The 25,266-nt window shown below is 35.8% G+C and carries 28 protein-coding genes and 1 riboswitch; of the genes, 25 read left to right on the forward strand and 3 right to left on the reverse strand.

The genetic code is table 11. The features are described from left to right. Nucleotides 1-143: 143 nt before the first annotated feature. The gene (locus J6L95_RS02405) at nucleotides 144-821 is read right to left on the reverse strand and encodes a PRD domain-containing protein (RefSeq protein ID WP_029072621.1); all 678 of its coding nucleotides are present in this window, start codon (nucleotides 819-821) and stop codon (nucleotides 144-146) included. 212 nt (nucleotides 822-1,033) lie between these two features. Beyond that, nucleotides 1,034-1,207: riboswitch (Lysine riboswitch) on the forward strand. Between the two features lie 65 nt (nucleotides 1,208-1,272). Here J6L95_RS02405 and J6L95_RS02410 point away from each other — a divergent pair. The 7 genes from J6L95_RS02410 to J6L95_RS02440 all read left to right on the forward strand — a co-directional run bounded on the left by J6L95_RS02410 (nucleotide 1,273) and on the right by J6L95_RS02440 (nucleotide 6,228). Beyond that, a complete protein-coding gene (locus J6L95_RS02410; RefSeq protein WP_029070887.1) occupies nucleotides 1,273-1,737 on the forward strand; it encodes an ACT domain-containing protein in 465 nt (154 codons plus the stop codon). Next, complete coding sequence (gene dapA / locus J6L95_RS02415; RefSeq protein ID WP_287458026.1) at nucleotides 1,737-2,636, forward strand: 4-hydroxy-tetrahydrodipicolinate synthase; 900 nt, start codon at nucleotides 1,737-1,739, stop codon at nucleotides 2,634-2,636. Before J6L95_RS02410 ends, dapA begins: the two co-directional genes overlap by 1 nt. A 1-nt stretch (nucleotide 2,637) precedes the next feature. Then, on the forward strand, nucleotides 2,638-3,384 hold the full coding sequence (gene dapB / locus J6L95_RS02420) for a 4-hydroxy-tetrahydrodipicolinate reductase (protein WP_029072623.1): 747 nt from the start codon (nucleotides 2,638-2,640) through the stop codon (nucleotides 3,382-3,384). A 12-nt stretch (nucleotides 3,385-3,396) separates the two neighbouring features. Beyond that, nucleotides 3,397-4,707: a diaminopimelate decarboxylase gene (gene lysA, locus J6L95_RS02425; protein ID WP_029070890.1), complete on the forward strand. Its 1,311-nt coding sequence runs from the start codon at nucleotides 3,397-3,399 to the stop codon at nucleotides 4,705-4,707. Nucleotides 4,708-4,748: 41 nt separating this feature from the next. Beyond that, nucleotides 4,749-5,633 (forward strand): DegV family protein, encoded by an 885-nt coding sequence (locus tag J6L95_RS02430; RefSeq protein ID WP_287458028.1) that lies wholly within the window; start codon nucleotides 4,749-4,751, stop codon nucleotides 5,631-5,633. Between the two features lie 101 nt (nucleotides 5,634-5,734). Then, nucleotides 5,735-5,980, forward strand: a complete 246-nt coding sequence (locus J6L95_RS02435) for a hypothetical protein (protein WP_287458029.1) — start codon at nucleotides 5,735-5,737, stop codon at nucleotides 5,978-5,980. Further along, complete coding sequence (locus tag J6L95_RS02440) at nucleotides 5,977-6,228, forward strand: hypothetical protein (protein ID WP_029070892.1); 252 nt, start codon at nucleotides 5,977-5,979, stop codon at nucleotides 6,226-6,228. Before J6L95_RS02435 ends, J6L95_RS02440 begins: the two co-directional genes overlap by 4 nt. A gap of 19 nt (nucleotides 6,229-6,247) precedes the next feature. Here the strand turns inward: J6L95_RS02440 and J6L95_RS02445 are convergent, their stop codons facing one another. Continuing rightward, nucleotides 6,248-7,159 (reverse strand): alpha/beta hydrolase, encoded by a 912-nt coding sequence (locus J6L95_RS02445; RefSeq protein WP_173438078.1) that lies wholly within the window; start codon nucleotides 7,157-7,159, stop codon nucleotides 6,248-6,250. A gap of 177 nt (nucleotides 7,160-7,336) precedes the next feature. On the opposite strand from J6L95_RS02445, the gene J6L95_RS02450 reads away from it, so the two are divergent. The 14 genes from J6L95_RS02450 to J6L95_RS02515 are packed head-to-tail and all read left to right on the forward strand — an operon-like array spanning nucleotide 7,337 to nucleotide 17,006. Continuing rightward, nucleotides 7,337-7,942: an L-threonylcarbamoyladenylate synthase gene (locus tag J6L95_RS02450; protein WP_029070894.1), complete on the forward strand. Its 606-nt coding sequence runs from the start codon at nucleotides 7,337-7,339 to the stop codon at nucleotides 7,940-7,942. Then, nucleotides 7,939-8,379 (forward strand): ribose 5-phosphate isomerase B, encoded by a 441-nt coding sequence (gene rpiB, locus J6L95_RS02455; protein ID WP_029070895.1) that lies wholly within the window; start codon nucleotides 7,939-7,941, stop codon nucleotides 8,377-8,379. The genes J6L95_RS02450 and rpiB overlap by 4 nt, the downstream gene beginning before the upstream one ends. A gap of 4 nt (nucleotides 8,380-8,383) precedes the next feature. Further along, complete coding sequence (glyA, locus tag J6L95_RS02460; protein WP_029072626.1) at nucleotides 8,384-9,628, forward strand: serine hydroxymethyltransferase; 1,245 nt, start codon at nucleotides 8,384-8,386, stop codon at nucleotides 9,626-9,628. A gap of 3 nt (nucleotides 9,629-9,631) precedes the next feature. Beyond that, complete coding sequence (upp, locus tag J6L95_RS02465) at nucleotides 9,632-10,255, forward strand: uracil phosphoribosyltransferase (RefSeq protein WP_029070897.1); 624 nt, start codon at nucleotides 9,632-9,634, stop codon at nucleotides 10,253-10,255. Between the two features lie 17 nt (nucleotides 10,256-10,272). Next, nucleotides 10,273-10,620 (forward strand): hypothetical protein, encoded by a 348-nt coding sequence (locus J6L95_RS02470; protein WP_143452180.1) that lies wholly within the window; start codon nucleotides 10,273-10,275, stop codon nucleotides 10,618-10,620. A 2-nt stretch (nucleotides 10,621-10,622) separates the two neighbouring features. Then, nucleotides 10,623-11,288 carry a F0F1 ATP synthase subunit A gene (locus J6L95_RS02475; protein ID WP_074686278.1) on the forward strand — a complete coding sequence of 222 codons (666 nt, stop codon included), beginning with the start codon at nucleotides 10,623-10,625 and terminating at the stop codon, nucleotides 11,286-11,288. Nucleotides 11,289-11,331: 43 nt separating this feature from the next. Further along, nucleotides 11,332-11,562: an ATP synthase F0 subunit C gene (atpE, locus tag J6L95_RS02480; RefSeq protein ID WP_287458030.1), complete on the forward strand. Its 231-nt coding sequence runs from the start codon at nucleotides 11,332-11,334 to the stop codon at nucleotides 11,560-11,562. A gap of 18 nt (nucleotides 11,563-11,580) precedes the next feature. Then, nucleotides 11,581-12,081, forward strand: coding sequence for a F0F1 ATP synthase subunit B (gene atpF / locus J6L95_RS02485; RefSeq protein ID WP_074624481.1), 501 nt, complete (start codon nucleotides 11,581-11,583; stop codon nucleotides 12,079-12,081). Further along, a complete protein-coding gene (locus J6L95_RS02490; RefSeq protein WP_287458031.1) occupies nucleotides 12,081-12,617 on the forward strand; it encodes a F0F1 ATP synthase subunit delta in 537 nt (178 codons plus the stop codon). The genes atpF and J6L95_RS02490 overlap by 1 nt, the downstream gene beginning before the upstream one ends. A 5-nt stretch (nucleotides 12,618-12,622) precedes the next feature. Then, nucleotides 12,623-14,146 (forward strand): F0F1 ATP synthase subunit alpha, encoded by a 1,524-nt coding sequence (gene atpA, locus J6L95_RS02495; RefSeq protein WP_029070903.1) that lies wholly within the window; start codon nucleotides 12,623-12,625, stop codon nucleotides 14,144-14,146. A 6-nt stretch (nucleotides 14,147-14,152) separates the two neighbouring features. Next, nucleotides 14,153-15,013, forward strand: coding sequence for an ATP synthase F1 subunit gamma (gene atpG, locus J6L95_RS02500; RefSeq protein ID WP_074624482.1), 861 nt, complete (start codon nucleotides 14,153-14,155; stop codon nucleotides 15,011-15,013). Nucleotides 15,014-15,027: 14 nt separating this feature from the next. Further along, nucleotides 15,028-16,428, forward strand: coding sequence for a F0F1 ATP synthase subunit beta (gene atpD, locus J6L95_RS02505; RefSeq protein WP_029070905.1), 1,401 nt, complete (start codon nucleotides 15,028-15,030; stop codon nucleotides 16,426-16,428). Next, nucleotides 16,421-16,822: an ATP synthase F1 subunit epsilon gene (gene atpC / locus J6L95_RS02510; RefSeq protein ID WP_074687919.1), complete on the forward strand. Its 402-nt coding sequence runs from the start codon at nucleotides 16,421-16,423 to the stop codon at nucleotides 16,820-16,822. Before atpD ends, atpC begins: the two co-directional genes overlap by 8 nt. 1 nt (nucleotide 16,823) lies before the next feature. Continuing rightward, nucleotides 16,824-17,006 carry a hypothetical protein gene (locus J6L95_RS02515; protein ID WP_107318440.1) on the forward strand — a complete coding sequence of 61 codons (183 nt, stop codon included), beginning with the start codon at nucleotides 16,824-16,826 and terminating at the stop codon, nucleotides 17,004-17,006. Between the two features lie 45 nt (nucleotides 17,007-17,051). Here J6L95_RS02515 and J6L95_RS02520 read toward each other — a convergent pair whose 3' ends face one another. Further along, nucleotides 17,052-18,050, reverse strand: coding sequence for a LacI family DNA-binding transcriptional regulator (locus J6L95_RS02520; RefSeq protein ID WP_287458032.1), 999 nt, complete (start codon nucleotides 18,048-18,050; stop codon nucleotides 17,052-17,054). 284 nt (nucleotides 18,051-18,334) lie between these two features. Between J6L95_RS02520 and J6L95_RS02525 the strand changes: the two genes are divergently transcribed. From J6L95_RS02525 to J6L95_RS02540, 4 genes are read left to right on the forward strand one after another with little or no spacing between them, the layout of a single operon-like run. After that, a complete protein-coding gene (locus tag J6L95_RS02525; protein ID WP_287458033.1) occupies nucleotides 18,335-20,422 on the forward strand; it encodes a PTS transporter subunit IIBC in 2,088 nt (695 codons plus the stop codon). A gap of 5 nt (nucleotides 20,423-20,427) precedes the next feature. After that, nucleotides 20,428-21,207, forward strand: coding sequence for an endonuclease/exonuclease/phosphatase family protein (locus tag J6L95_RS02530; RefSeq protein ID WP_287458034.1), 780 nt, complete (start codon nucleotides 20,428-20,430; stop codon nucleotides 21,205-21,207). Then, nucleotides 21,204-22,688, forward strand: a complete 1,485-nt coding sequence (gene malQ, locus J6L95_RS02535) for a 4-alpha-glucanotransferase (RefSeq protein WP_074687913.1) — start codon at nucleotides 21,204-21,206, stop codon at nucleotides 22,686-22,688. Before J6L95_RS02530 ends, malQ begins: the two co-directional genes overlap by 4 nt. A gap of 15 nt (nucleotides 22,689-22,703) precedes the next feature. Continuing rightward, nucleotides 22,704-24,980 (forward strand): glycogen/starch/alpha-glucan phosphorylase, encoded by a 2,277-nt coding sequence (locus J6L95_RS02540; protein WP_287458035.1) that lies wholly within the window; start codon nucleotides 22,704-22,706, stop codon nucleotides 24,978-24,980. The last annotated feature ends 286 nt before the right edge of the window (nucleotides 24,981-25,266 follow it).

The following is a 25,266-nucleotide window of genomic DNA, read 5'->3' on the forward strand; positions in this document are numbered from 1 at the left end:
TGCGCCCTTTTTTGGGGCTTTTTTCTTTACAAAAAGGACATGATGGAAAGGCTGAGAATCCATCATGCATGACTTGGTAATTTTAATGTAAAAAAGAGAGACGTAACGAAATGCTTAAATCATTTCGTTACAGCCTCTTTTAGTTATACAGCAGTACGTGCATCAAATGCAGTCTGGAAGTGAATAGCTATATATGATAATTCGTAGCTATTGAACGATTTATTAAAATGTCTTTTTACAATATCATTCATGATATGCGCACATTCATAAGATTTCTTATATTTCTGTACGGTCTGCATCAATGGGTTATCAGTAATCTGACGGTCTTCTTCAAGTCTATCGATAGCAGGATAGAAGTGAAGGCTCATGCCTCTTACGAACTTTTCGTTTTCACGTAGATTATATCCTAACTTAATACGAATAGTATCCAATGTTTCATCCATGATATTTTCAATTTCCTGATCGACGATATCAAATTCGGCATCGAATCCAAGATCAAGGATTGTCATATCAGCAAGATACATTGCGGTATTGTAAAGATCTGATTCAGATAATTCTATTTCATAGTGTTTGCATAAATCATTGATGATTTCTTTAGCAATAGGATATGTATAGAGATCTTTACATTGTTCAAGCTGAGAATGGCTTGTATGAATATAGTTATCTGAAAGAGCTCTTGTAATTGATAGTGAAAGATGCACGGATAGATTATTGATGATTTCTTCTGAAACTGTTAAATGATTTTTGTTTGCATAATCATTAACGACTTTTGTAACGTGAGTTTTAATATGTTCAAGCTTTTTTTCTAAAGTATTGGCCATTAATAAAATACCTCTTTTCGTGTGTTATTTCACGTGCATATCTTATATGTTTTGATATCATTTGTCTAGTAGAAAATCAACTTTTTTGTATGCGTTTTCACCAATATAATGTATAATCCATGTATTTTGAAAGTAAATTTATTTAAAAAAGAGGGTGTATTTGCATCATTCTAGTTTATAGGTTGTAATTTAAAATTAAGTATGATAATATTGTAACAAATAGAGGTGCAAGGACTATGAGTTCAATATTATATGGATGCAACCAGATATTGAAGGAGGAGGATTGCCGAAGAGATGAGAATTTGCATGTTCTGATTATCTGGTAAAATAGAGAATATCTATTTTATTGTCACAAGGCTATATGCTTGTGGAGGGCTATTGGTGAACTTATATAGGATAAGTACAGGCAATAGCATACGCTATTGCTTTTTTAGTAGAGAGGAGGATCACCATGAAGAAAGGTGTACTAACAAGAATTGAAGCAGATGAAAAGGTCATTCAGGTAAGAATGGATAATGTAGAAAAGAATTCATTATTTGTGGCAGATATCTTTAAGACTTTTTCAAAACACGGGGTTAATATCGATATGATTTCTTCAGTCAACTTTGTAGAAGAATTGCGTATTGATTTTACTTGTGAAGAGGATAGCCAGAAACAGTTGAATGAAGCTATTCAGGAAGTGAATGACAATCACCCAAGAATTTCTATCCATACCTATAAGAATGTAGGTAAGCTAGTCGTTGAAGGAGAAGCTATGAGAGATGAACCAGGTGTCGCTGCAGAAATCTTTGACATCTTTGGACAAAATCAGATCCCATTCTCTCAGGTGACTACAAGTGAAATTTCTATTTCGTTTGTATTGCACTCAAAATATATCGCAAAGGCGTTAGAGAAAATTAAGGAGGCTATTGAATAATGGCAATATTTGAAGGTAGTGCTGTCGCTATGATCTTACCAATGCATGAAGATGGCAGCATTGATTATGAAGGATTTAAAAAGCATGTACAAAGAATGATTGATGCTGGAGTACAGGCTGTACTTGTAAATGGTACAACTGGTGAACCGGCAACTATTCTTTGGGAAGATGAAATGGAATTAACTAAGATTGCAGTTGAAATGTGTAAAGGCACAAAGACAAAAGTTATTGCTGGAGGAGGTTCTAACAATACTGAAGTCGCTATCCAGAAAGCAAAGTTTAATGCGGAAGTAGGAGCAGATGCAAACTTAGTTGTTACTCCTTACTATAATAAGACAAGTCAGAGAGGACTTATTGAACATTATAAGTTAATTAGTGAAGCAGCTCCTGAATTGCCAATGATTCTTTATAATGTACCAGGAAGAACTGGTATGAAGATCACAGTTGATACAGTTGTAGAACTTGCAAAAGTTCCTAACATTGTCGCAATGAAAGATGCAACTGATGATATCAACTATGCAATGGAAGTATTGACAAGAACAAGAGATATGGACTTTGATCTATATTCTGGATGTGATGATAATATTCTTCCATTTATAGCAGCTGGTGGTAAAGGTGTTATTTCAGTATTATCTAATGTTTATCCAAGAGAAACTGAAATGTTTGCACAGCTTTGCTTAAAAGGAGATTTAGAAAAAGCTAGAGAAATGGCTTTAGATTTCAATGATGTATCAAAGTACTTATTCATTGATACAAATCCAATTATGCCTAAGGCAGCATTAAAACATAAGGGACTTATTGATTCAGAAATGTTAAGAAGACCACTTATTCCAACTACTGATGAAAATAAGAAACTATTATTTGATGCAATGGATGCGTTTGAAAGAAAGGGGTACTAGGATGAAGACAGTTGTATATGGCTATGGTGTCATGGGGAAAAAGGTTGTTAATGCAGTAAATGAAGATAATAACCTTGAACTTGTTGGAGTTGTTTCCCCAGTATTTGATCAAGATCCAGGAGTAGCTAGCTATAAGAGCTTAAAAGAAGTGAAAGGGGATGTTGAAGCTATTATCGACTTTTCACATCCTGCTAATCTAGATGATATTCTTTCATTTGCATTAGAACATAAGGTTCCAGTTGTTCTTGCAACTACTGGATTTAAAGATGAAGATATGAAAAAAATTGAAGATGCATCAAAAGTAATTCCAATCTTCCAGTCTTATAACACAAGCTATGGGGTGGCTATGTTAAATAAGATGGTAAGAGAATTTACTAAGGAATTCTTTGCACATAACTATGATGTAGAAATCTTGGAAGCACATCATCATAGAAAAATTGATGCACCATCAGGTACAGCTAAGATGCTTTATGATTCTGCTGCTATGTCAATTGAAGGAGCACATGCAGTATATGATCGTGAATCAAGACATCAGGCTAGAGAAAGAAATGAAATCGGTATGCAGTCAATTCGTGCTGGGACAATTTACGGAGAACATACTGTCCTATACGGAGGAGATGACGAATTGATTGAAATTAAGCATACTGCTTTATCAAGAGATATTTTTGCGAAAGGCGCTGTTTCAGCGATGAATGCTTTATTAAAGAAAGAAGCAGGCCTTTATGATTTAAGTACACTATACGAATAAGGAGAAAAAGAGATGGTTTTACAAACGAGTTTTGCAGAGATTAGAGGTAATGATTTATATATTGATAATGTAAAGGCGAGTGATCTTGCAAAGAAGTATGGGACGCCTTTATATGTTATGAGTGAAGGGCATATTCGTCATCAGATGAATGAGCTCAAAGAAAAATTTATGGATAAATATGATAAGGCGTTACCTTTATTTGCGTCAAAATCTTTTAGTTGTTTAGCCATCTATAAACTTGCACAGGAATATGGCATCGGTATTGATTGCGTGTCTGCAGGAGAAATCAGTATTGCCTTAAAAGCAGGATTTGATCCTAAGAAGATCTACTTCCATGGCAATAATAAATTGCCATCAGAAATTGAATATGCGATTAGTCATGGCATTAATCATTTTGTAATTGATAACTTCAATGAAATTGATCTTGTAGAAAAGATTGCGGGAGAATTAAATGAGAAGGTCTATGCAACACTACGTGTTGTACCTGGTATCAAGGCTGGCGGACATAACTTTATTCAGACTGGTCATAAGGATACAAAGTTTGGTTTCTCTTCTCATTTTGGAATCTACTTGAAAGCCATTGAACAGATTGTAAACAGTGAAAATATTGTATTTGAAGGTTTACATGCACACATTGGATCTCAGGTATTTGATCTTTATGCTTACATTAGCGCAATGCAGAAATTCATGGGCTTCGTTGATGAAATCTATGATAAATTTGGAATTGTTGTGTCAAAAGTAAACGCTGGTGGTGGTTATGGTATCGCCTATAACAAGAAAGATGAACCATTGGACTTTGAGACAATCACTTCTGAGATCATGAAGGTCATCAATGGACATTATGATGAAAGAGGCTGGGAAAGACCTGCCGTATTGATTGAACCAGGTCGTTATGTAGTTGGGAATGCTGGAATTACTTTATATACTGTAGGTACAATTAAAGAAATTCCTGACGTTAGAACATATGTTTCTATTGATGGAGGTATGTCCGATAATATCCGTACTGCATTATATGATGCTGAATATGATGGAATCGTTGCCAACAAGGCAGGAGAAACGAAGACTAAGACAGTCACAATTGCTGGTAAATGCTGTGAATCAGGTGATATTATTGCGAAAGATCTACCTGTAACTGCTAATATTGAAGCAGGAGATATTTTTGCAGTATTCTCCACTGGTGCTTATAATTATACAATGTCATCAAATTACAATCAGCTTCCTAAGCCTGCTGTTGTATTTACTTATGAAGGTAAATCAAAGACAGTAGTAAGAAGACAGACTTTTGAAGACTTGATTGCTTATGATGTAGAAGAAAACTATTAGGACATGATTAATCATGTCCTTCTTTTCTAGGAGGAAAATTTATGTACAAGATCATTTCAGATAGTTCATGTGATTTAACAATTGAGGCTGCTAAAGCATACGATGTAGAAGTTGTCCCCTTCTATATTCGTATTGGAGAAAAAGAATACAAAGAAAATGTGAATCTTAGTGTTAAAGAGTTCTATCAGTTTATGGTTGACCATAAAGATGAATTTCCTAAGACATCTACACCTTCTATTGAAGATTACACAACTGTCTTCAAGAAATATCTTGATCAGGAAATAGATATCATCTGTATCTGTATTACAAGTAAATTCTCAGGATCATATAATAGTGCGAGATTAGCTAAGGAATCATTAGAAGATGATTATCCTGATCGTAAGATTACCGTTATTGACTGCACATTCAATACAGTCCTTCAAGGAACATATGTTAGAGAAGCTGCTAAGCTTTCTAAAGAAGTAGATTATGATGAATGTGTTGAACGTATTATGAAAATAAGGGATACAGGAAGAATATTCTTTACTGTAGGAAGCTTTGATTATCTTATTCATGGAGGAAGAATCGGCAAGGTTGCAGGTGTTGCAGCTAAAACATTGGGGATTAAACCATTGATTGTTCTTAAAGAAGGAGAAATCTTTGCGGATGGTGTTGCAAGAGGAAGAAAAAGAAGTATCAAGAAAGTTATTGAAAATGCAATTAAGCATATAGAAAACAATCAGATTGATCCTTCTGATTATGTCTTTAGCGTAGGCTACGGCTACGATGAAGAAGAAGGAAAACAAGTCTTAAATCTTGTAAAAGAGAAACTTTCATCTCACTATCCACAATCTTCCATTGATATTTCATTATTGCCAATTGGTGCTACAATTGGCGTCCATACTGGACCATATCCTATTGGAATGACACTTATCAAGAAACCATAAAGTTTTTATTAGAACTTGTCTAATATCTTTTTTGTGTCTGTTTATTTTAGATGTATTTACAATTGTGTGGCCGCTATTTTATATGTTAGAGAATTAAAAAAGTGAACGAGAGTAATTCATATAGAACAATGTCACAAGTTATATTAAGCCCTGCAACGGGTGCATCCTTTGGCGTACTTGCTGCAGCAGTAAGTGTTGGATTAGCTCCCGCAGTTATAATAGGAATGGCTGGTTTAGGAGCAAAAGCTGGGTATAAATTAGTTAGTGCATTACAGAAGTGTGTTAAATTTGCAAAAGAAGCTGTCAATTACTATGATAAAATCAAATTATATGGGGTTAAATTATGAGTCAAATGATAAAAGAAAAATCAAATCAAAAAGATAATGAGAAAAAACGTTTAAAAGTTCTTTATGTTTTACTAGCTGTTTATTTCATTTATGATGCATTTCTTATCATAAATGATCAATTTTTACTTATCCCAGGTGCTGTACCTATGTTCATTTTAGGTTTACTTACTATTGTGCTTGTGATCTATGCAATTGGTGTGGTCGCTATCCCATATGTTGTAGATAGAGTTAAAAAAAGGAATGATTAATTTTAATCATTCCCTTTTTTTATGAGATATAACGTTTTAAGAAATTCTTTACAGTCATTTCATAGAGCTGAGGATTTGTCTGATAGCTTTGAGCGTGTCCTGCTCCCTCTACAATCAAGAGATCCTTCTCACTTGCACAGGCATTATAAAGTTCATAAGCCATATAAGGTTTTACGTATTTATCTTGATCACCGTGGATAAATAAAGTTGGAATCTTTGTCTTCTTGACTTGCTTTAAGGCACTTGCCTCTTCAATATCAAAACCGATTGCTTTCTTGCTTACACGTTTGGCATTAGGTATAAGCAGGAATGGGGGAATATCTTTTTCGTGAAGAACATCCTTGAACTCATCGAGAGCGCTAGTGTAGGCACAATCGGAGATGATGCATTTGACATCCTGACTGAGTGTTTCCCCACCCGTCATAAGTACAGTGGCCCCACCCATGGAAATGCCATGGAGGACGATCTGGAGTGGCTGGAAGTTAAAGTGCTGCTGGATTTCATGGATCCATTCCATGATATCTAGACGATCTAGCCAGCCAAAGCCGACGTATTCTCCTTCGCTATCGCCGTGGGCGCGATTGTTTGGCATAAGAATGTGGTAGTTGAGGTTGTGATAGAATTTGAGGAAGTGCGCGAATTCTCTGAAGTTGGTTGAATGGTATCCGTGTACGAGGATGACCACTTTATTGCTTGGGGTGTTGGCAGGAAGGAATTTTCCTTTTAGGGTCAGGTCATCGAAGGTTGTGATGGATAGGTCTTCAAATTCTACCTGTCTTAAAAAATCAAGATCGCTTTTTCGTATGCTTCTATGATTAATGATTTCTTTTTTTGTAGCTGCATTTTTTAAGGCGTGATAGCCTGCATAATAATAGGTTGCTAATCCTCCAAGAAGAAGAGCACCAATACAGATTTTTGTATCGTTTTTCATGATAGGTTCCTCCTAATAATATGATTATATCAAATAAAATGAGTAATGGATTTATGCAAAATAGGGATTTTGCATAAAATGATAAAAAAATCCGAAGATATCGCTTGTTCTTCTATGGTTTTTTATACTCATTTAGGGTAGTTTATGTTAAAATACATTTTAGTATGGGGTGATTATATGACTAAGGTAGTTTTACCTGAAAAAATGGATGAAATTAAAGCATGTATTTTGAAGGGAGACGTTGTTGCTTTTCCGACGGAGACCGTCTATGGATTAGGTGTTCAGTTTGGAAATAAGAAAGCCTTAGATAGCTTGTTTACCGTGAAAAACAGAGATCAGAAAAAAGCGGTGACATTGATGTTATCACATATTGATATGTTAGAGAAGTATGCCTATGTTGATGAAAGAATCATGAAGGTTGCTAAAGCTTTTATGCCAGGTCGCATTACGCTTGTTTTAAATCGTAAAGAGAGTGTTGATCCTGCCATGACAAATGGTCTTCCAACTATTGGAATCAGGATTCCTGATAGTCCGTTTGTCTTGGATCTTATCAATGAGGTTGGTCCTCTTTCTGTGACAAGTGCTAACTTGTCAGGGGGAGGAAATACAACTAACGAAAAGGAAGTTCTTGAACAGCTTGATGGAAGAATTCCTCTTGTTGTGAAGGGGCAGACGTCTTCTTCTCTTGCGAGTACGGTTGTTAAATTAACAGACGGGAAAGTGGAGATCTTAAGAGAAGGAGCAATCACGAAGGAAGATATTGAGGAGGTCTTTAATTCATGAAAATAGCAATTGCGTGTGATCACGGAGGATTCCGTCTTAAAAATGTTTTGATTGAAAACATGAAAGCTCAAGGGGTTGAGGTTGTTGATTTCGGAACATATTCAGAAGAATCTTGTGATTACCCAGATTATGCATCGAAAGCGGCTAAGGCAGTTGCCAATGGCGAATGTGATAGAGGTGTTGTAGTGTGTGGAACAGGTATTGGTGTGTCCATTACTGCTAATAAAGTAAAAGGTATTCGTTGTGCTTTATGTCATGATGTATTTAGTGCAAAAGCTACAAGAGCACATAATGATGCCAATATGATTGCCATGGGACAGAGAGTTATTGGAGAAGGCTTAGCTGTTGAAATCTTAAATGCATGGCTACATACTGAATTTGAAGGTGGAAGACACATCAAGCGTATTGAAAAGATGATGGCGCTAGAAAGGGAGTAGGAGAATGAGAGATAGTGAAGTATTTGCAAGTGTACAAAGAGAGTTAGATCGTCAAAGAAACAATATTGAACTTATTGCTTCTGAAAACTTTGTATCACAACAGGTTATGGAATTAGCTGGTTCAGTTCTTACAAACAAGTATGCTGAAGGATATCCAGGAAAAAGATATTATGGAGGATGCCAGTTTGTAGACGAAGTTGAAACTTTAGCTATTGAAAGATTAAAGAAGCTTTTCCATTGTGAATATGCAAATGTACAGCCTCACTCTGGGGCTCAGGCTAATACAGCTGTTTATTTTGCATTATTACAGCCTGGAGATAAGGTATTAGGTATGTCTTTAAATGATGGTGGTCATTTAACACATGGTCATCCATTAAACTATTCAGGAATGACTTATGAATTCCACGCATATGGTGTGGATCGTGAATCTGAAATGCTTGATTATGAAGCATTCAAGAAACAGGTGGAAGAAGTTAAGCCTAAACTTGTTGTTGCAGGTGCTAGCGCTTATTCGAGAACTATAGATTTTAAGACTATGGCAGAAATTGCTCATGAAAATGGAGCATTGTTCATGGTCGATATGGCACATATTGCTGGTTTGGTTGCAGCAGGAGAACATCCTTCACCATTCCCTTATGCTGATGTTGTTACTACAACAACACATAAGACACTTAGAGGACCACGTGGTGGTGTAATTATGTGTAATGATGAAGAAATGATTAAGGCAATCAACAGAGCTGTATTCCCAGGAATGCAGGGTGGGCCATTAATGCATATCATCGCTGCTAAGGCAGCTTGCTTCTATGAAGCATTACAGGATGATTTTAAAGATTATGCAAAACAGATCAGAAAGAATGCGAAGGCATTGGAAGAGTCTTTAAAAGAAGAAGGATTCAGACTTGTCGCTGGTGGAACTGATAACCATCTTCTTCTTATTGATGTTAAAGCAAGCTGTGGTATTACAGGTAAGAAGGCACAGCGTCTTCTTGATGAAGTTAATATCACTGCCAACAAGAATGCTATCCCATTCGATACTGAAAAACCATTTAAGGCTTCTGGTATTAGAGTTGGTACTCCAGCTATGACTACTAAGGGCTTTAAGGAAGAAGACTTTAGAGAAGTTGGTAAGATCATTGCTCTTAGACTTAAGAATGATGAAACTGATGAAATCAAGAATGAATGTTTAAGAAGAGTGAAGGCTCTTACTGATAAAGTCACTATGTACAAAGATTTAAGTTATGAGGATTAAACTATGAGCGTTAAGATTTTAGATCATGCTTTAATTAAGCATAAGTTATCAATTATGAGAGATAAGAACACATCAACATATATTTTCAAGCAGAACCTTGATGAAATCGCAATGTTGATGGCATATGAAGTATCAAAGGATTTCCCTTTGAAACTTAAAGATATTGAAACTCCAGTATGCAAGACTACTGGTTATGAAGTTGATAAGCAGATTGTACTTGTACCAATCCTAAGAGCTGGTATTGGTCTTGTCGATGGATTTAGAACTATTATGCCAAATGCTAAGATTGGTCATATTGGTATGTATCGTGATGAAGAAACTTTAATTCCACATGAATACTATGCAAGATTCCCAAGTGGACTTGAAAGTTCTAAGGTCATCATTGTAGATCCAATGCTTGCTACTGGTGGTAGTGCAATGGATGCTATCAAAGCTATTAAAGATAGAGGCGCTAAAGATATCATGATGGTATGTTTAGTTGGTGCTCCTGAAGGTGTTAAGGCATTACAGGAAGCACATCCTGATGTAGATATTACGCTTGCAGCCCTAGATCATCATTTAAATGAAAAGGGATATATTGTTCCTGGTCTAGGAGATGCCGGAGATCGTTTATTTGGTACTGACTAATGAGTGATCTCAAAAAAATGATAAATGATTGTAAGATTCCCTTTCTATTTGGATTAATTGTGTCATTTATCATCACTTTTGTTACAAGAGATTACACTATCCCCGTTGGATGGATCTTAGGATCCATCATGGGGATGATTGTATATCTTGTAAATATAGAAATGATCGATATGATCATTTCATTGAAGAAGTCCGTATTGATTGTTATGGTTATGCATTTTGTCAAGATGATGCTGTATGCATTAGCGTTGTTAGCGGGTATATTTATGAAGCAGTATGTTCATCTTGCAGCAGTTTTTATCGCCTTGATGTTGCCTAAGCTGACAATTTATTGGACGATACTTGGGGAAAGGAGGAATCATTGATAATGAAGATTGTTATTCAGGCAGAATTGGTATCATCATTGATCATCACTATTTGCTTAGCAGTTTTCTTTATTTGGGCAGGCAAGAAATTTCGAGAAGCAGATCCTCTTGAAAAGCCACACGGCATTATTCTCCTTGTGGAGATCTTGATTAAGTGGCTCTATGATTACTTCAAAAGCATTATGCCTAAGAAGTTTGAAAAGAATTATTATCCCTACTTTGCGATGTTGTTTATTTGGCTATTAGTCGCAAACTTATCAGGACTTCTTGGCTTTGAAGCACCTACATCGAGCTGGTCGGTGACGTTGGCGCTGACTCTTGTAACATTTACGCTTATTCAGATTAATTCTATTAAGCATAATGGGATGGGGGCTTATTTGAAATCAAATCTTATCCCGCCAACAAATTTATTTGGAACTATTTCGCCATTGATTTCTATTTCAATGCGTATATTCTGTAACGTGTTAAGTGGTTCATTTATTATGGCTTTGATTTATCAGTTTACTTCATTTTTATCTTATAAAGTCATTCCATTTAACTTCTTAGGTCCTGTTTTGGCACCATTATTACATGCATATTTTGATATATTCTCTGGTGTGATTCAGGCTCTTGTTTTCGTAACATTATCCACAATCCTGATTTCAATTGAAAATCCGGATGAGGAATAAAGTTGTAAGAATTGTCTATACATAAAATTAGGAGGAAATCATTATGACAGACAAAGGTTTAATTGCAATTGCAGCAGGTCTAGCAATTATTGCTGGTTTAGGTACAGGTATTGGGGAAGGTATTGCCGTTTCTAAGGCTCTTGAAGCATTAGGAAGAAACCCAGAAGCAGAAAGTAAGATTCGTACATTAATGATCATGGGTGTTGCCATGACAGAAACTGTTGCCTTATATGGTCTATTAGTTTCATTAATCTTATTATTCGTTTACAAATAATAAATAGGAGGAATTGCTATGCCAAATATTGAATTAAAGCTATTCCCGAACTTTGTAACAATTATTGTACAGTTACTCTCAACTGGTATTTTATTTCTTTTATTCAAGAAATATTTATGGAAATATGTTCTAGATTTCATGGATAAAAGAGCTGATGCTATTGAGAAAAATATCAATGATGCTAAAGATATGAGAGAGAAAGCTACTGTTTATCTTCAGGAAAGTGAAGAACAGGCAAGAGCTTCTGCTAAGCAGTATCGTGAAATCATTGATCTTGCGAAGGAAGACGCAAATAAAGCAAAGCAACAAATCATGAATGAAGCCAACGAACAGGCTAGAAATAAGATTGCGCAGGCTGAAGAGCAGATCGAAGCTGAAAAAGCGCAGGCGAGAGCTGAAATGAAGGAAGAAATCGTTGATATTGCTACTGAAGTAGCTACTAAGATCATGCAGAAAGACATGGATGCATCCACTAATGATGATATGGTCAAAAGTTTTGTGGATGAGGTAATCAACTAATGGATACTGTAGCAGAAAGATATGCAGAATCACTTTTTGCATTAGCTTGTGAAGAAGATGCAATCAGCTCATATTTAGATGATATGAAGCTTGTCGATGAAGTGTTAGAAAGTGATCCAAAGATCGTACAGTTTTTCTCACATGTACTTATTTCTGATGAAGATAAGTGCAAGCTATTAGATGATAGTTTTTCTTCATCTATCAATAAGTACGTATTGAACTTCCTTAAGCTTCTTGTTAAGAAAAGAAGAATTCGCTACATTCGTGATATTGTGAAAAGCTTTATTGGTTTATGCAATAAGAAATTAGGAATTGAAGAGGGTCTTGTTTATACACCTTACGCGTTAAGTGATGAACAGCTTAAAGATGTAGAGAAAGCAATGAGCGAAAAGGAAAACAAGACTATTGTGCTAAGACAAATTATCGATGAATCTTTAATCGGTGGTATCAAGGTACAAATTAATACAAGAGTCTATGATGATTCTATTAAAAATAAAGTTGAAAAGCTTAGAAGTAAGCTTTTAGAAAGTAGGTGACAAGTGTGAGTTTAAGACCAGATGAAATCAGTGCCTTAATCAAAGAACAAATTAAGCACTTTGATGATGTCATCGAACAGAAAGATGTCGGTACAGTCATGACTGTCGGTGATGGTGTCTCTCTTATTCATGGACTTGATAATGCCATGCTTGGGGAATTAATTGCATTCCCAGGTGATGTTTATGGGATGGTCATGAACTTAGATGAAGACAGTGTTGGTGTCACACTATTAGGTAACGCAGATGATATCAAGGAAGGCGACGAAGTGCGTAGAACAGGACGCATTATCGAAGTGCCTGTAGGTGATGAATTATTAGGACGTGTTGTCAATCCTTTAGGACAGGCAATTGATGGACAGGGAGAAATTCATACTACTAAAACAAGACCAATTGAAAGAATTGCCCCAGGGGTTATGACAAGAAAGTCAGTAGATGAACCAGTACAGACTGGTATTACAACTATTGATGCGATTATCCCAATTGGTAGAGGTCAGCGTGAGTTGATTATCGGTGATAGACAGACAGGTAAGACTGCTATTGCGATTGATACAATTCTTAACCAGAAAGGTCAGAATATTTATTGTATCTATGTTGCAATTGGACAGAAAAACTCAACAGTTGCACAGGTTGTTAATAAATTAAAACAGGGTGGTGCAATGGAATATACTACCGTTGTTTCTGCCTCAGCCAGTGAATTAGCTCCAGTTCAATACATTGCACCATATGCAGGATGTGCTATTGGTGAAGAATGGCTTGAACAGGGTAAAGATGTTCTTATTGTTTATGATGACTTATCTAAGCATGCCGTAGCATATAGAACATTATCATTATTATTAAAGAGAGCACCAGGACGTGAAGCGTATCCAGGTGATGTCTTCTATCTTCATTCAAGATTATTGGAAAGAGCTTGTAAGCTTAATGAAGAAAATGGTGGAGGATCAATTACTGCCCTTCCTATCATTGAAACACAGGCAGGCGATATCTCAGCTTATATCCCTACTAACGTTATTTCAATCACTGATGGTCAGATCTTCCTTCAGCAGGAATTATTTAACTCTGGTTTCAGACCAGCCATCGATACTGGATTATCTGTATCACGTGTAGGTTCTGCAGCGCAGATTAAAGCAATGAAGCAGGTGTCTTCATCATTAAAATTTGAATTGGCACAGTATACTGAAATGCAGTCATTTGCACAGTTCGGTTCTGACCTTGATGAAGCTACTCAGGCTACAATTGATCATGGGGAAAGAATCAGATCTGTATTAGTACAGTCTCAGTATTCTCCTCGTCCAGTCACTACTCAGATCTTGACATTGTTTGCCTTAAAGAACGGTTTAACAAAGACTATCAAGATCGAAAAGATGACTGAATTCATGGATGGTCTAGTCGATAACATTACTGCTAAACATCCAGAATACATCAAGGAAATTGAAGAAAAGAAAGTCTTATCAGACGCATTGTCTTCTGACTTGAAGACTGCCATGAAAGCTTATGTAGAACAGTTCGAAAGACTGCAGACAGCGGGGTAATTGCTTATGGCAGGACAGATGCAGGCAATCAAACGTCGTATGAAATCAATTGATTCTACGATGAAGATCACGAAAGCGATGCAGCTTGTCGCAAGTTCCAAACTGATGAAAACAAGAAAAAGACTTGATGAAATGAAGCCTTACTATACACAAGTAAAAGATACTTGTGCAGAGATTCTTGAATATTCAGGAAAGAGTGTCTATTCTCCTTATCTTAAAGTTAATGAAGAAGGAAAAGATGCTTATATTGTGATTACATCCAGCTTAGGGTTATGTGGTGGATATAATGCTAACGTATACAAGATGATAAATGAAGAAGTCAAAGATGGCGATCTTGTTTACGTGATTGGAAATAAAGGCTATGCCTATTGCAAAAACCATCGCAATGTGGAGCTTAACACACAGTGGATTGATTTAAATTCTACTTTGGAATTTAAGGATATTGTAAGAATGACAAATCATCTATTGGATGAATATGTTGCTAAGAACATTAAGAGCATTCATATCATCTATACTGAATTTGTAAATAATATTACATTCACTCCACGTAATGTGAAGCTTCTTCCCGTGGATCAAAGTGATCTTAGAAATGAGAAATCAACTGAACTACGTAAACAGACATTATTTGAACCTTCTCCTGAAGAAGTGCTAGGAAGCTTGATTCCAATGTATCTACAGGCTGTCATTTATGGATATCTTGTAGAATCAGTTACAAGTGAAAATGCTTCAAGAAGAGCTTCAATGGAAAATGCGACAGATAATGCACAAGAATTAACTGATGAATTAAGATTAAAATATAACCAGGCTCGTCAGACTGCAATCACTAATGAAGTAAGTGAAATTGTGGCTGGTGCCAATGTTGAATAAGAAGGAGGTGCCATATGTCTAATATAGGGAAAATCGTAAGTGCCCGTGGACCAGTTGTCGATGTTCAGTTCTCTGGTGATAGAAATCTACCAGAATTAAATACTGCCATCTTGGTTAATAACCATGGTGAAGAATTGACACTAGAAGTTGCACAGCACATCGGTGACGATGTTGTACGTTGTATTGCCATGGGTTCAACTGATGGTTTAACAAGACAGATGGAAGCTATTGATACAGGTGCTCCAATCAGTGTACCTGTAGGCAATAACACTTTAGGAAGAATGTTCAATGTTCTTGGACATGCCATTGATGGTAAAGAAGAATTAAGTGAAGAAAAGCATATGCCTATTCACAGAGCTGCACCAACATATGCAGATCAGAAAACAGAAACAGAAATCCTTGAAACAGGTATCAAGGTTGTAGACTTGATCTGCCCATTCATCAAGGGTGGTAAGACAGGGCTATTCGGTGGTGCCGGTGTAGGTAAAACCGTATTAATTCAGGAGTTCATTAACAATATCGCTACTGAACATAATGGATTATCTGTTTTCTCTGGTGTAGGTGAACGTTCACGTGAAGGGAACGACTTATACTATGAAATGAAAGAATCGGGAGTATTATCTAAGACAACACTTGTCTTTGGTCAGATGAATGAACCACCTGGATCAAGACTTAGAGTTGCCCTTACAGGTTTAACTATGGCTGAATATTTCCGTGATGAACAGGGACAGGATGTCTTACTATTCATCGATAACATCTTCCGTTTCACTCAGGCTGGTTCAGAAGTTTCTGCCTTATTAGGACGTGTTCCTTCTCAGGCCGGATATCAGCCAACATTAGCAACTGAAATGGGTGCTTTACAGGAACGTATCACTTCTACTAAGAAGGGATCAATCACATCAGTTCAGGCCGTTTATGTCCCTGCTGATGACTTAACTGACCCAGCTCCAGCAACTACATTTACACACCTTGATGGTCGTGTCGTACTTGATCGTGGTATCGCAGCTTTAGGTATTTATCCAGCCGTAGATCCACTTAACTCTTCTTCAAGAGGATTGGATCCAAATATTGTTGGTAAAGAACATTATGAAGTTGCTCATGGTGTACAGGAAATCCTTCAGAGATTCCAGGAATTACAGGATATCATCGCTATCTTAGGTATGGATGAATTAAGTGATGAAGATAAACAGACTGTTGCAAGAGCAAGAAGAATTCGTAACTTCTTATCTCAGCCTTTCTCAGTAGCATCACAGTTCACTGGTCTTGAAGGTAAGTATGTTCATGTAGAAGATACAGTAAAAGGTTTCAAAGAGATTCTTGAAGGTAAATATGATGATTTACCAGAACAGGCATTCCACAATGTAGGTACAATCGAAGAAGCCGTACAGAAAGCTGAAGCAATGAAAAATGAGTAAGTTTCATTTAAAGATTGTCACACCAAAAGGTACCTACAGGGAAGTGGATGTGGATATTTTGAACATTAAGACTACGGATGGATACATCGGTGTTCTTGCGCATCATATCCCCCTCGCAAGTGGTGTAGATATCTCTGAAATGAACTATAAGATTGATGGACAGACATATGTGTTTGCGATTGCCGGTGGATTCCTTTATGTAGGTGAAAACGAAGTTACTGTTATTGGTAATGCTGTTGAATCACCAGAAGAAATCGATCTTCAAAGAGCAGAAGAAGCTGAAAAGAGAGCACAGAGCAGACTAGAACATCCTACTGATGATCTAGATATCAAACGTGCTGAAATAGCTCTTAAAAAAGCTTTAGTAAGAATCAATGTAAAAGGGTTGAAGTAATATGAAACTCTTACTAAGATATCTTATTCAATGGGTAATCATCTTTGTGATTATGCTTTTGTATAAATACTTTACAAAAACAGATAGCACATACTTGATGATTTTCCTTTACTCTGTAGCACTTACTCTTGTCTTAGGAATAAGTGACTATATTAAATATCGCAGAGATCGTATGACAAAATAAAAGAAGCCGTAACGAATAGTCGTTACGGCTCTTTTTTTTTCTGCTTTAAAGTTTAGTAAGATCCTTGCAGCTATCTCTTTTAGTGATAGTGAATGGGACAATGGTTCTTGTCGCAAACATACCAGGTGTTTCAATATGCTTGATCAGTTGACTGACAGCTTCCATTCCTAGCTGGTTGGCATTGATATCAAGTGATGTTAATGCTGGATGCATCAGTCTTGCAAAGATGGAATTATTGAAGCTGACAATGGAGATATCATCAGGGACTTTTAGTCCTATTTCTTCAATGAGTCTGATAATAATTGTAGCATAGATATCATCACATACTACAAAGGCAGTAGGACGATCCTCCTGTGTTAATAGTTCTAGAATCTGAGTTGGATTATAAGAATAGCTAGAAGACAAATCGACAATATACTGTGTCTTGATGCCAAGACCAGCTTCAGTGATTCCTTGAAGATAGCCGACCTTACGGTCCACTGAGAACTGTTTCTTTTTGCTTGTGCCAAGATATCCAATTTTAGTATGACCCATCGCAATAAGATATTTAGTTGCTTCATATCCAGCCTGAACATTATCAGTATCAACACTTAAGGTAGAATTCGTATTGCTTGTAGGCTTGCCTACAATAAGATAAAGAAGATTATTAGTGTTCATATATTCTAATAGTGAATCTTCTATATCAGAATAAAGGAAGATATAGCCATCAGCTTGTGTGATTTCCATGGAATTCTTTAATTCATGGAAATTAGCACCGGTAACGACATTTAAACGATAAGAATATTTATTGCATATATAGCTGATTCCTCTTACGATTCCAAGGTAGAATGGGTTTTCGTAGGCATCAACCATTGAACGAGGAAAGACAACGCCAATTGTATGAATGGTACGTGCATGTTCATAGTGATAGCCGAGTTCATTCATAATAGCACGTACTCTTTTTTTAGTTTCATCACTAATTGAATAGTGATCATTTATAACACGTGATACAGTTGAAGTAGAGACTCCTGCTTTTTTAGCGATATCTTTAATAGTAACTCCCATATGTATTCCTCCTATACTTATCTTAAGTAGAAAAAATGAGGATGTCAAATTGTAAAATAAAGCATAAAGAAAGGAACATAAAACATAAAATATTTATATTGTAAAAATTATGAAAACATTCTTACGCAAACTGTTGTGCATATATTTGCGCAAATGTTGCACAAATAGGCAAAAAAGATGCGAAAATGACGTTGATAACGTTTTCATTTTTTTCTACAATCATCTTGTAAGTGCTAACAAACGTTTGTGTGATGAAATCACTATATAAGAGGAGGATAAGTTTTATGAGCAAGAAAACAATTGTCTCTCCAATTAAGGGAAAAGTTATTCCTATTGAAGAGATTCCAGATCCAGTCTTCTCACAGAAGATGATGGGAAATGGATGTGGCATTATTCCAGATGATGGTAAGATCTATTCACCAGTAGATGGTGAAGTTGCAATGATTGCCCCAACTAAACATGCAGTGGGATTAAAGACAAAAGATGGATTAGAAATCCTTATTCATTATGGGTTAGAAACAGTTGATCTTAAAGGAGAAGGTTTCTACTTCCATGTGAAAGAAGGAGATCAGGTTACAAAAGGTACTTTGCTTTATGAAGCAGATTATGACCGTTTTGTAAAAGAAGATATTAATATTGTGACACCTGTTATTATCACTTCACCATTAGAAAAAGAAAAATTAAAGATCAATGCAGGTCATCATGATGTTAATGAAGAAATCATGACAATTTCTTCAAAGAAAGGTCCACATATTAATTTTGATTTCTTACAGAAATTAGGAAAAGTATTGATGACAGTTATCGCTGTTATGCCAGCTGCTGGGTTGATGATTTCACTTGGTAAGCTAGTACAGATGGCTGGTGCTGATTTAAGTCTTGTGATGACAATTGGTACAACAATGGAAAACATTGGTTGGGCTATTATCAATAACTTACATATTCTATTTGCTTGTGCTATCGGTGGTAGCTGGGCTAAAGAAAGAGCCGGTGGTGCTTTCGCAGCCTTGATCGCCTTTATCTTAATTAATAGAATTACAGGTTCTATCTTTGGGGTAACTGCAGATATGGTAAGTGCTTCTAATGCGATGACACATACATTATTTGGACAGGCTATTCCAGTTAATGGATACTTTACAACTGTTCTTGGTGAAGCAGCCTTGAACATGGGGGTATTTGTCGGTATTATTTCTGGTTTCGTTGGTGGTGTTGTCTATAACAAATACTACAACTTCAGAAAATTACCTGATGCTTTATCATTCTTCAATGGTAAACGTTTTGTCCCAATTATGGTTATTGCTTATTCAGTTGTTATTTCTATTATCATGTCAATTGTTTGGCCATTCATTCAGGGTGGTATCAACTCATTTGGTATTTGGATTGCGAACTCATCTAAAACTTCTCCAATCCTTGCACCATTTGTATATGGTACATTGGAACGTTTATTATTGCCATTTGGTTTACATCACATGTTGACGATTCCAATGAACTATACTTCATTTGGTGGAACATATACAATTGCGACTGGTGCTAATATCGGTAAACAGGTATTTGGTCAGGATCCATTATGGTTAGCTTGGGTTAATGACTTAATCAACTTCAAGAACGCTGGCAATATGACAGCATATCATCACTTATTAACTACAGTTACACCTGCTAGATTCAAGGTTGGACAGATGATCGGTGCAACAGGTATGCTTACTGGTGTTGCTTATGCTATGTTCAAGAATGTTGATGAGGATAAGAAAAAACAGTATAAATCAATGTTCGTTTCTACAGTATTGGCAGTATTGCTTACTGGTGTAACTGAACCAATTGAATTCATGTTCATGTTTGCAGCATTGCCATTATATATCGTATATGCAGTATTACAGGGACTTGCATTCGCAGCTTCTGGTATTGTTCATCTTCGTTTACATTCATTTGGTAACGTTGAATTCTTAACTCGTGTGCCTATGTCCTTACAGGCTGGTCTTGGTGGAGATATCATCAACTTTATTATTGCCTGCATCGTCTTTGGTGTAGTTGGATATTTTGTAGCTAACTTTATGATCAAGAAATTCCACTATGCAACTCCTGGTAGATTAGGTAACTATGATGGTGCACAGGATGAAACTGGTGAAGGTCATCAGGGAAGCGCTCAGGTAGAAGCAATCATCGCTTTACTTGGCGGTAGAGAAAATATTGAATTAGTAGATGCATGTATGACTCGATTAAGAGTAACAGTAAAAGACGTCAATAAAGTTGCAGAATTAGAAGAATGGAAAAAAGAAGGCGCAATGGGTCTAGTTAAGAAGGATAATGGTATCCAGGCAATCTATGGACCTAAGGCAGACGTCTTAAAATCAGATATTAATGATGCATTAATGGGGTAATAACTATGAAAATAATGACACTCAATACACATTCTTTATCGGAAGAGAATGGCTTAGAAAAATTAAATAAAGTAGCAAGGTTCATCCTAGAGAATGATGTTGATGTCATTGCTTTACAGGAAGTTAACCAATCAATAAATGCAGATTCAGTGATGGCACCCTCTAGCTATAGAGGCTGCCATCAGCTGAAATCTGATAATTATGCTTTAGCTTTATCTTCTTATCTTGAAGATTATCAATGGAACTGGATGCCAATCAAGATTGGCTTTGATAAATTTGATGAAGGGTTAGCTATCTTCTCAAAGACACCAATTGTTTCTACTGAAGAGTTTGTATTAACCAATACAGATGATTACTATAACTGGAAGAAAAGAGCAGCTTTAGCGATTGAAAGCAATGGTGTGTGGATCTACACTGTTCATTTTGGATGGTGGGATGATGAAGATGAACCATTTGTATATCAATGGGAAACATTGATGAATCATGTACAAGATAAAAAGAATGTCTACATCGCTGGAGATTTCAATGCGCCAGACGATAGAAGAAAAGAAAGCTATGATTACATTCTACAAAATGGCTGGATTGATACTCGTACTTTAGCAAAAGAGGTTAAAGGAAAAGAAACAATTCCGGGTAAGATTGCAGGATGGGATCAGGAAGAAAAGGGCATGAGAATTGATTATATTATGTCCAATAAGAAACGTTTAATTAAGAGTCATCAAGTAATATTTGATCAAGATCGTGTATCAGATCATTATGGCATTATTTTGGAGGAAGCAATATGAGAGAAAGTGGAGTATTATTGCCAATAAGTGCATTGCCAAGCAATTATGGCATTGGCTGCTTTGATCAGGCAGCTTATCAATTTATAGATTTTCTGTCAAAAGCAAAACAGACTTACTGGCAGATTCTACCTTTGGGTATTACCGGTTATGGTGATTCACCTTATCAATCATTTTCTACTTATGCAGGGAATCCTTATTTTATTTCATTAGATGAGCTTTGTGAAAATGGCTGGATCAGTGAAGAGGATCTTCCTGAAAAAGATATACATAAAGAAGAAGTAGATTATGCCTACCTTTATGAACATCGCTATAAGCTATTAAGAAAAGCATATGAGAACAGTCATATTGAAAATGATGAAGGATTCATATCCTACAGTAAAAAGAATGCCTGGTGGCTTGATGATTATGCATTATTTATGGCAATCAAGTCTCAGTATGAAAACAAGAGCTGGCTATTCTGGCCTCAGGATATCCGTTCTAGAGATGAGAATGTACTTGCGAAAAAGAGAGAAGAGTTATCTTATGAAATGAACTATCATCGTTTTATGCAGTATATCTTCTGGACACAGTGGTATAGACTAAAAGAGTATGCTCATAAAATGAATGTAGCTATTATCGGAGATATTCCTATCTATGTTGCATTTGATTCTTCGGATGTTTGGTCTCATCCTGAATTATTCCAGCTAGATGAAGATGTTAAACCAGAAGCAGTTGCTGGTGTTCCACCTGATGGCTTTTCAGCAACAGGACAGCTTTGGGGAAATCCTCTTTATCGTTGGGATGTTCATGAAAAGACAAACTACGAATGGTGGATAGCACGTATGGCTTATGCAAGAGATGCCTACGATGTCGTTCGTATCGATCATTTCCGAGGCTTTGATGAATATTATTCTATCCCTTATGGGGATGAAACAGCTGTCAATGGACATTGGGAAAAAGGTCCAGGTCTTGCTTTATTTAAGGCTATTGAAAGCAAGCTTGGCAAGATGAATGTCATTGCAGAAGATTTAGGCTATCTAACAGATAGCGTTAAGCAGCTAGTAAAAGATTGCCAGTATCCTGGCATGAAGATTTTACAGTTCGCATTTGATTCACGTGATTCTAGCGGTGCTAATAGCTACTTGCCTCATAACTACATTGAAAACAGTGTTGTCTACACTGGAACACATGACAATGAAACAATGATGGGATGGTTTGATTCCATCTTGCCAATTGAAAAGAAAGCACTAAAAGAATATTTAAAAATTGAAAGCGATAGCCATGAAGAATGGCTTGATGCCTGTCTTGCGCTTGTCTTCTCTTCAGTATCAAGAATGTGTATTATTCCTCTTCAGGATTATTTAATGAAAGATAATAGTGCACGAATGAATACACCTAACACATTAGGTGGAAACTGGATGTGGAGAGTTCTACAGGAAGAATTAACAGAAACGCTTAATGAAAAAATGAAAACGTTGACGACAACATATCATCGTTATTAACAAGGAGAGTTTATCATGTTACTTGAAAAACAATTAGAAACTTTAAGTCAGAAAGGCTATGGAAAAGCATTAAAAGAATTATCTAATGAAGAAGTTTATGCAGTATTGTTACATCTTGTAAAAGATTTAACTGAAGAAAAGCCTTTAATTGATGGTGAAAGAAAAGTTTATTACTTTTCTGCAGAATTCCTGATTGGGAAGCTCATGAGCAACAACCTTATCAATCTTGGTATTCGTAAAGATGTCAAAGATATTCTTGAAAAGAATGGATTCTCACTATCTGAAATTGAAGAAATTGAAAATGAACCATCACTTGGAAATGGTGGTCTAGGTAGATTAGCAGCTTGTTTCTTAGATTCAATTGCAACATTGGACTTACCTGGAGATGGTGTTGGATTAAATTATCATCTTGGATTATTTAAACAGACTTTCAAGGATAAGAAACAGTATGAAATGCCTAACCCTTGGATTGATGAGAACACATGGTTAAACAAGACAGGAAAATCTTATCTTGTAGAATATAAAGACTTTGCATTAAGATCAAGACTTTATGATATTGATGTTCTTGGCTATAAAGGAAACAAGAATAAACTTCACTTATTTGATATTGATAGTGTTGATGAAGCAATCGTTAAAGATGGTATCTCTTTCGACAAAGAAAATGTTCTTAAGAACTTAACATTATTCCTTTATCCTGATGACAGTGATGAAGAAGGAAAGAAATTAAGATTATATCAGCAGTACTTCATGGTATCATCTGGTGCCCAGATGATTCTTGACGATCTTAGAAAGAAAAAGATTGATTTAAGAGATCTTGCTAAACATGTAGCAATTCAGATCAATGATACTCATCCATCATTAATTATTCCTGAATTAATTAGATTAATGATGAAAGAAGGTATCACAATCAAAGAAGCAATCCGTATTGTATCTAAGACTTGTGCATATACTAACCATACAATCTTAGCAGAAGCATTAGAAAAATGGCCAATGCATTATCTAGAAGAAATCGTTCCTCAGCTTATTCCAATCATTGAAGCATTGGATGCGGTAGCAGGAGAAAGAAGCAGAAATGAAAAGACTGCCATCATCGATAAAGATCAGTTAGTTCATATGGCAAGCATGGATATTCATTTTGGATATGCGATCAACGGTGTTGCAGCTATTCATACTGATATCTTAAAGAATACAGAATTAAAGGATTTCTATGATTTATATCCTTCTAAGTTTAACAATAAGACAAATGGTATTACATTTAGAAGATGGCTTCTTTCATGTAATGAAGAATTAACTGACTTCATTGATTCTCTAATTGGAGAAGGATATAAAGAAGATGCTTCTAAGTTAGATGAATTATTAAAGTTCATTAATGATGATAAAGTATTAAATGAATTATTAAGTATTAAAGATAAGAAAAAAGCAGACTTTGTAAAATACATCAAAGATAAAGAAGATATTGATCTAAACAAAGATTCAATCTTTGATATTCAGATTAAACGTCTTCATGAATATAAACGTCAGCAAATGAATGTCCTTTCTATCATCCATCAATATTTAGAAATCAAAAAAGGACATTATCCTGCCCATCCAATCACTTGCATCTTTGGTGCAAAAGCTGCTCCTGCCTACATTCTTGCAAAAGATATTATTCATACAATTCTTTGTCTTCAGTCATTAATTAACAATGATCCAGAAGTTAATAAATATCTTCGTGTTGTAATGGTAGAAAACTACAATGTAACTTATGCAGAAAAGATTATTCCTGCAGCAGATTTCTCAGAACAGATTTCATTAGCCTCTAAGGAAGCAAGTGGTACTGGTAACATGAAGCTTATGCTTAATGGTGCAATCACTATTGGTACTGATGATGGTGCCAATGTAGAAATTCATCAGCTAGTAGGAGATGAAAACATCTATGTCTTTGGTAAAGACAGTGATACAGTTATCGCTCATTATGAAAATGAAGATTATAGCTCAGCTAAGATTCTTGAAGAAGATGAAGATATTAGAGAATTAGTAGACTTCATCGTATCTGATGAAATGAAAGAAATCAGTGGTAAAGATGGAATTGAATCATTAGAAAGATTACATCATGATTTATGGACTAAAGACTGGTTCATGGCTCTTCTTGATGTAAAAGACTATATTAAGACTAAACAGCAGGCTATTGAAGATTATTCAAATCGTCGTGTTTGGGCTCAGAAGATGTTAATTAACATTGCAAAAGCTGGATACTTCTCAAGTGATAGAACTATTGCTCAGTACAATGAAGATATCTGGAAATTAAAATAAGAATAGCGACTCGCTATTCTTATTTTTTTATTACATAATTAAACGAAAATACTATTTTCGTGTTTTTTGTGAAACGTAAATGAAACGAAAAAATTTACGTTTCATTTACGTTTCGTTTATCTTATGATAAAATTATACTAAAGAGGGTAGAGTCAAAAGTTTATGAAAAACTTGATGAATGACAGATTTCAGGGATCGATGAACGATGCGATATCATTCATGTAGTATTAAAATTGAATATTTTGAATTTTTCTAAACCGAATGATTATGAAGGTAATAAAAAAAA

The sequence above is a fragment of the Kandleria sp. genome, assembly GCF_017934775.1.
GTDB classification, from domain to species: Bacteria; Bacillota_I; Bacilli_A; order Erysipelotrichales; family Coprobacillaceae; genus Kandleria; species Kandleria vitulina.

Bases quoted from the DNA above. Each gene is read 5' to 3' on its own strand.
- J6L95_RS02405 (WP_029072621.1), bottom strand. From the start codon at position 821: ATGGCCAATACTTTAGAAAAAAAGCTTGAACATATTAAAACTCACGTT.
- J6L95_RS02410 (WP_029070887.1), top strand. From the start codon at position 1,273: ATGAAGAAAGGTGTACTAACAAGAATTGAAGCAGATGAAAAGGTCATT.
- dapA (WP_287458026.1), top strand. From the start codon at position 1,737: ATGGCAATATTTGAAGGTAGTGCTGTCGCTATGATCTTACCAATGCAT.
- dapB (WP_029072623.1), top strand. From the start codon at position 2,638: ATGAAGACAGTTGTATATGGCTATGGTGTCATGGGGAAAAAGGTTGTT.
- lysA (WP_029070890.1), top strand. From the start codon at position 3,397: ATGGTTTTACAAACGAGTTTTGCAGAGATTAGAGGTAATGATTTATAT.
- J6L95_RS02430 (WP_287458028.1), top strand. From the start codon at position 4,749: ATGTACAAGATCATTTCAGATAGTTCATGTGATTTAACAATTGAGGCT.
- J6L95_RS02440 (WP_029070892.1), top strand. From the start codon at position 5,977: ATGAGTCAAATGATAAAAGAAAAATCAAATCAAAAAGATAATGAGAAA.
- J6L95_RS02445 (WP_173438078.1), bottom strand. From the start codon at position 7,159: ATGAAAAACGATACAAAAATCTGTATTGGTGCTCTTCTTCTTGGAGGA.
- J6L95_RS02450 (WP_029070894.1), top strand. From the start codon at position 7,337: ATGACTAAGGTAGTTTTACCTGAAAAAATGGATGAAATTAAAGCATGT.
- rpiB (WP_029070895.1), top strand. From the start codon at position 7,939: ATGAAAATAGCAATTGCGTGTGATCACGGAGGATTCCGTCTTAAAAAT.
- glyA (WP_029072626.1), top strand. From the start codon at position 8,384: ATGAGAGATAGTGAAGTATTTGCAAGTGTACAAAGAGAGTTAGATCGT.
- upp (WP_029070897.1), top strand. From the start codon at position 9,632: ATGAGCGTTAAGATTTTAGATCATGCTTTAATTAAGCATAAGTTATCA.
- J6L95_RS02470 (WP_143452180.1), top strand. From the start codon at position 10,273: ATGATAAATGATTGTAAGATTCCCTTTCTATTTGGATTAATTGTGTCA.
- J6L95_RS02475 (WP_074686278.1), top strand. From the start codon at position 10,623: ATGAAGATTGTTATTCAGGCAGAATTGGTATCATCATTGATCATCACT.
- atpE (WP_287458030.1), top strand. From the start codon at position 11,332: ATGACAGACAAAGGTTTAATTGCAATTGCAGCAGGTCTAGCAATTATT.
- atpF (WP_074624481.1), top strand. From the start codon at position 11,581: ATGCCAAATATTGAATTAAAGCTATTCCCGAACTTTGTAACAATTATT.
- J6L95_RS02490 (WP_287458031.1), top strand. From the start codon at position 12,081: ATGGATACTGTAGCAGAAAGATATGCAGAATCACTTTTTGCATTAGCT.
- atpG (WP_074624482.1), top strand. From the start codon at position 14,153: ATGGCAGGACAGATGCAGGCAATCAAACGTCGTATGAAATCAATTGAT.
- atpD (WP_029070905.1), top strand. From the start codon at position 15,028: ATGTCTAATATAGGGAAAATCGTAAGTGCCCGTGGACCAGTTGTCGAT.
- atpC (WP_074687919.1), top strand. From the start codon at position 16,421: ATGAGTAAGTTTCATTTAAAGATTGTCACACCAAAAGGTACCTACAGG.
- J6L95_RS02515 (WP_107318440.1), top strand. From the start codon at position 16,824: ATGAAACTCTTACTAAGATATCTTATTCAATGGGTAATCATCTTTGTG.
- J6L95_RS02520 (WP_287458032.1), bottom strand. From the start codon at position 18,050: ATGGGAGTTACTATTAAAGATATCGCTAAAAAAGCAGGAGTCTCTACT.
- J6L95_RS02525 (WP_287458033.1), top strand. From the start codon at position 18,335: ATGAGCAAGAAAACAATTGTCTCTCCAATTAAGGGAAAAGTTATTCCT.
- J6L95_RS02530 (WP_287458034.1), top strand. From the start codon at position 20,428: ATGAAAATAATGACACTCAATACACATTCTTTATCGGAAGAGAATGGC.
- malQ (WP_074687913.1), top strand. From the start codon at position 21,204: ATGAGAGAAAGTGGAGTATTATTGCCAATAAGTGCATTGCCAAGCAAT.
- J6L95_RS02540 (WP_287458035.1), top strand. From the start codon at position 22,704: ATGTTACTTGAAAAACAATTAGAAACTTTAAGTCAGAAAGGCTATGGA.